This window comes from Levilactobacillus andaensis (genome assembly GCF_016861695.1).
GTDB classification, from domain to species: Bacteria; Bacillota; Bacilli; order Lactobacillales; family Lactobacillaceae; genus Levilactobacillus; species Levilactobacillus andaensis.
Genome location: NZ_BOLP01000032.1, coordinates 1 through 5,069, shown reverse-complemented (window position 1 = coordinate 5,069; position 5,069 = coordinate 1). Strand labels below are relative to the sequence as shown.

At 51.2% G+C, this 5,069-nt stretch carries 3 protein-coding genes; 1 reads left to right on the top strand and 2 read right to left on the bottom strand.

The annotated features are described in order from the left end of the window. Positions 1-227 precede the first annotated feature (227 nt). The gene (locus JUF10_RS13980) at positions 228-2,354 is read right to left on the bottom strand and encodes an L-type lectin family protein (RefSeq protein WP_203643401.1); all 2,127 of its coding nucleotides are present in this window, start codon (positions 2,352-2,354) and stop codon (positions 228-230) included. Between the two features lie 211 nt (positions 2,355-2,565). Then, positions 2,566-4,143, bottom strand: coding sequence for a peptide chain release factor 3 (locus JUF10_RS13975; protein ID WP_203643399.1), 1,578 nt, complete (start codon positions 4,141-4,143; stop codon positions 2,566-2,568). Between the two features lie 254 nt (positions 4,144-4,397). Between JUF10_RS13975 and JUF10_RS13970 the strand changes: the two genes are divergently transcribed. Continuing rightward, complete coding sequence (locus tag JUF10_RS13970; protein ID WP_236008265.1) at positions 4,398-4,994, top strand: hypothetical protein; 597 nt, start codon at positions 4,398-4,400, stop codon at positions 4,992-4,994. Positions 4,995-5,069: the final 75 nt, after the last annotated feature.

Here is a 5,069-nt window from a genome sequence, read left to right as displayed (position 1 = left end):
GGCTTAAAAGCGAGCGAGAAGACTGGTGTTCTTCCAGGCTGAAGCGTCCCCACAGCAGGCGGAATCCCTGGCAGCCGGAGTGCGGCCAATTTACATTAATTTAGCGGTATCAACTCGTGCCAATACTGGAATGAAGCAGACAAGTCATCTTTCAACCTTTAGATAGCCAGAGGTTCCACACGCATCATATCATTCTAGCTTGTAATTCTGGTATATCCAAATTTTATTTACGCCGGAACGTCATTTAGCGTCCAGGTCAATGTCCCCTCATACGTGCCAGCGACCGTGCCACCACTTACCTCAAGCAGTAGCCCCGTGTCATCCGACCAGGTGTCCACGACGTCCGTCAGCTCGTCCTCATCCGCCGCCTCTCCCTGATAAACCGCAATCGGGGTAGTTGAGATCAGCGTTTTGCCATGCTCATCGTGGTAGTAAACGCCACCCGCCAACTGTTGGCCCTCGCTGGAGACAAATGGCGTCCCCGTGACCTGTAGCGACCACTTGGCGCCCGCTTCTCTGGTGTCTAGCACCTTTAACTGCCAATCCGCCGTTCGCTTGATCTGTTGATTCGTTCCCGTCAGGTCAGTCGCCACAAAGGAACTCTTCTCAGCAACCGTGTGGAAGGTCAGCTGCCGTGACACGGTAATCGTAAACTTCACCTGATTAGAGGCGTTGCCATACGGATCATGCGCCGTGACAGTCAGACTGTTTTCTCCCGCTCGCAACTTGTCTGCCGGCACCGTGATTTCGAACTGCCCGCTAGTGTTGTCATCGCCATCCGGAACGGTAAAGTCCGGTAAGGCCGTGCCATTCAGCTGCGACTGAATCCGCATATCACTATTTACTAGGCCAACCCCTTCTGGCGCCAAAATTAATCCCTTCATCGTAACGCTTTCATTTGGCTTCACCGTGGTACTACTTCCGGACAAGGATACCAGGTGTAGCTCTAACGTCGGCTTTAGCGTAAAGGCCACCGTATCTGCCGTAACGACCCCGTTAACGGCGCTAAACGTGCTCCCACTAGCGGATACGGTCACGGGAGCAGTCACATCGGCAGCTTCCCCCGTGAGTGAAATGGTCGCCGTTGGATTTTTCGCTGACAAAGCGCGTTCCAATCCCACATTAAGTTGGTTATCCGCCAATCCGCGGAGATCGATTGCCTGACTCGTTCCATCAGCGTAGGTCACCTCAGCGGCCTGATACTCCAGGTGTTCGGGCAAATTCAACAAGGCTGTCACATTCTGCCAGTCCTGTTTTCCCGCGACGTAACTGAGTTGGTAGTCTAACTTGAACAGATCACGGCCCTTTAGGGTGTCCCCATCGGTCACGACCGCTCCCGTCCGTTGATTGGTCAATTTTGTCTTCGCCGAGGCATCCACCAATCCCGGAATCTCTTCCATCACGACGAGGTTATTTTCATAGCTTTCACCGGTTGCTCCCGTGAATCCCCACCGCACCTGGCCGGTCTTCTGCGGGTCAATTTTGGCCACGTCCACGCCAACCGTCATCTGTTTTCCAGATTGTTCGATCCCCGTAGTCGGATTCTTATCGTCAAAGGCGTAAGTCATCTCCTGGTCCGTCGCATCCCAGGTGAGTGATAAATGATGCCACTCACCATTCGCCAGGAACGTGTTGCCGCCACTGATGACCCCCGCATGCTTTTGCGTTGCGTAGTAGCCCGAACTATAAATAGGGAAATAGGTCACGGCTCGTTCCATTTCGTAGCTGTCCGAATCCCCCGGGTAATTGGTTGCCAGGTGTGGACCATTCAGCCCCACATCAAATGAATCAGCGTCACCGGTATTGCCATAGTTGGTCGACGTATTCAAATGGGTGTCGAATTCCAGCGCCCAGCTATTCTGAATAGCCGAAGCTGCAACCTTGGTTGGTGTCGACTGCTTTTTATCCGTATCGACACCCCAGACACCCAGCGTCTCACCGGAAACGGTCTTCCCAAAGGCTGGTGTGGCCGCCAATTTGCGGTCATCATTTTGCAGCACAAAGGCCATGCCATCCGCGGCCTTCTTCCCGGTATTCCCGAAGTAAAGCCACATGGACGCCGACTGGTCCTGATTGAGGTCAAAGGCATTCGCATCGGTCGACCAAAGCGCACCGAACTGTTTCTTGCCGTTATTGACCCGGGCGACCTGCGTGCCAGTCGTGTTGGGATTAGTCGTCGTCACCACGGCGGCCGTGTTGTTGGTCGTCGTCCCCGGCGTGAAGATCTGGGCTAACGAGATTCCCTGGGGAGCGGTCTTCAGTGCCTGGTCGTAATCCACATCGGCGCGACCAACATCAGCTATATTCAGCACCCCTAACCCTATCAATAGTCCTAACCACACCTTCAATTTCATCGCTATCCGCTCCTCTCCTGCCCCGTAAACGGTGTTGACCCTTAATCACGTTGGCTAGTCGTCTTTTTCAGCATTAGCGTATCACGATTTAATCTATCGAATGATAATTGGGCAAAAAATAACGGGAGTGCTTCGAAATTTGACCGACAAAAAAAAGAACCCAACCTAGCCACTGTTGTGACTGAATTGAGTCCCTTTTCCAAGATTAAGTTTACAGCTTCGACGTCAATTCAACATCAGGATACTTGTCCTTGAACCAACGTTCTGCGAATTGATTTTCAAAGAGGAATAACGGTTCGTCATGGCTATCCTTGACCAACAGGTTCCGCGATGACGACATGCGTTCGTCCAGTTGGTCTGGATTGATCCACCGTGCCGTCTTCTTCCCCATTGGTTCCATGATGACTTCAGAATTGTATTCGTTTTGCATCCGGAACTGGAAGACTTCAAATTGCAGCTGACCCACGGCACCCAGGATGTAATCCCCGGTCGAATAGGACGTGTACAGTTGCACGGCCCCTTCTTGAACCAGTTGATTGATCCCCTTGTGGAAAGATTTTTGCTTCATGACGTTCTTCGCAGCGACCCGAACAAAGAGTTCTGGCGTAAATTGCGGTAACTTTTCAAACTTGATCTTGGACTTACCCGTGTAAATGGCGTCCCCAATTTGGAAATTACCAGTATCGTATAGCCCAATGATGTCCCCGGCAACGGCCGTTTCCACCCTTTCCCGAGTGTCGGCCATGAATTCCGTGACATTTGAGAGCCGCAGCTTCTTACCCGTCCGTTCTTGAATGACGTCCATTCCCCGGTCGAATTCACCGGAACAGATCCGCACAAAGGCGATCCGGTCACGGTGATTAGGGTTCATGTTGGCTTGGATCTTGAAGACAAAGCCAGAGAACTCTGGGTCAGTTGGCGCAACATCGGTGTCTTCTTCGGTGTGGTGACTAGCAGGTTCTGGCGCATACTGCAGGTACGTTTCCAGGAACGTTTGCACCCCGAAGTTAGCCAAGGCGGACCCAAAGAATACCGGCGTCTGGTCCCCACTGGCGATCTTTGCTTCGTCAAATTGGTTACCGGCTTCACCGATCAACTCCATGTTGTCGCGGGCATCACGGTACCAGTCGTCTTCCTGAATGGCGTTGGGTTCAACTAAGTCCCCGTCGTCATTCAATGGTAAGTAACGGTGGTCCTCATCCTCGGGCCGGAACAAAGCCACACGTTGGTGGTAACGGTCGTAAAGGCCCTTTAATTCCTTCCCCATCCCAATTGGCCAGTTCATCGGGTAGCCTTCGATGCCTAAGACATCTTCCAGTTCAGCGATAAGGTCCATCGGGTCACGGCCATCTCGGTCCAGCTTGTTCATGAAGGTAAAGATGGGAATGCCCCGCATCTTACAGATTTGGAACAGCTTTTTGGTCTGAGGTTCGATCCCTTTGGCGGAGTCGATGACCATGACAGCAGAGTCAACGGCCATCAACGTCCGGTACGTATCTTCAGAGAAATCCTCATGTCCAGGGGTATCCAAAATGTTGATGCGCTTACCCTGGTAGTTGAATTGCATGACGGAACTCGTCACGGAGATACCCCGCTTTTGTTCAATTTCCATCCAGTCGGACTTGGCAAAGTTGCCACTCTTCCGGGCCTTAACCGTTCCGGCTTCACGCACAACGCCCCCAAATAACAGGAGTTGTTCAGTAATCGTCGTCTTCCCGGCATCGGGGTGAGAGATGATGGCAAACGTTCGACGCTTAGAAACGGCGTCAGCTAAATTTTTTTCACTCATATGGTTTCCTCACAAATTTTCATTTTTGATTTAAGTAACAGTCTTTATCGTTTTTTAAACGTAACTTTTGAATTTTAACACATTTTAGTCCGCATAATGGTTCCTTGCGACTTTCGGCTTTAGTTACAATTTATCTCGTCTTTTTGTCATAGTGGTTAAATTTTACCACATCTACGCCGACAATTCACGGTTTGTTCGCACCCAGGGCATTTCGTGGTATGATAATAAAATAGAACTTAAAAGCGGGTTGGCCATTGCGGCTACCCGATGATTTAGAAACGGGTGAAACTATGTCGGCGTCTACTGAAGCCATTTTAATTGAAATTGTGTTTGGTCTGGGAGCCCTGATTGTGTTTGGCGGCCTAATCAGTCTGGTGGTCATGAAAAGTCACCACCAGTCAATGCGCCCCGCAATGACCGTGGTTCTGTGTGGTGCGGGATTGGTCATTATTGCGATTCTTCTCAACGTGCTGGTGTTTAAGACCTACGACCACGTTCGTGTGAAAAAGAACCAATACTACGAGGCCACTAGCCTGACCACCAATATGCGGGCCTCGCTGGCTAGCAGCCGGACGGCCAATCAACCGGTCAGCACGCAGTCTAAGAAGGCCAGCAAGAACGTGACCTACCTGATCAAGCACCTGAACCAATCCAAGGCAGCGGTCAAGCAGGCCCAGGCGGCCCAACACGAACTGACCACGCAGAAGCAACCGGATTTAAAATTAGTTCGCCACAATTACCGACTGATCTTAAACGGCTACTTTGCTGGCATTATCCGCCAACCGGCAACGGCCCAGCGCGTGAGTCAGCACGCCTACCACCAAGTCACCACTTACAGCCTTAAAAAATAAGGTTCTATGATATTTGGTGTTGATGGAGAAATCCATCGACACCATTTTTGCATAAAAAAAGAGGCATATCACCTC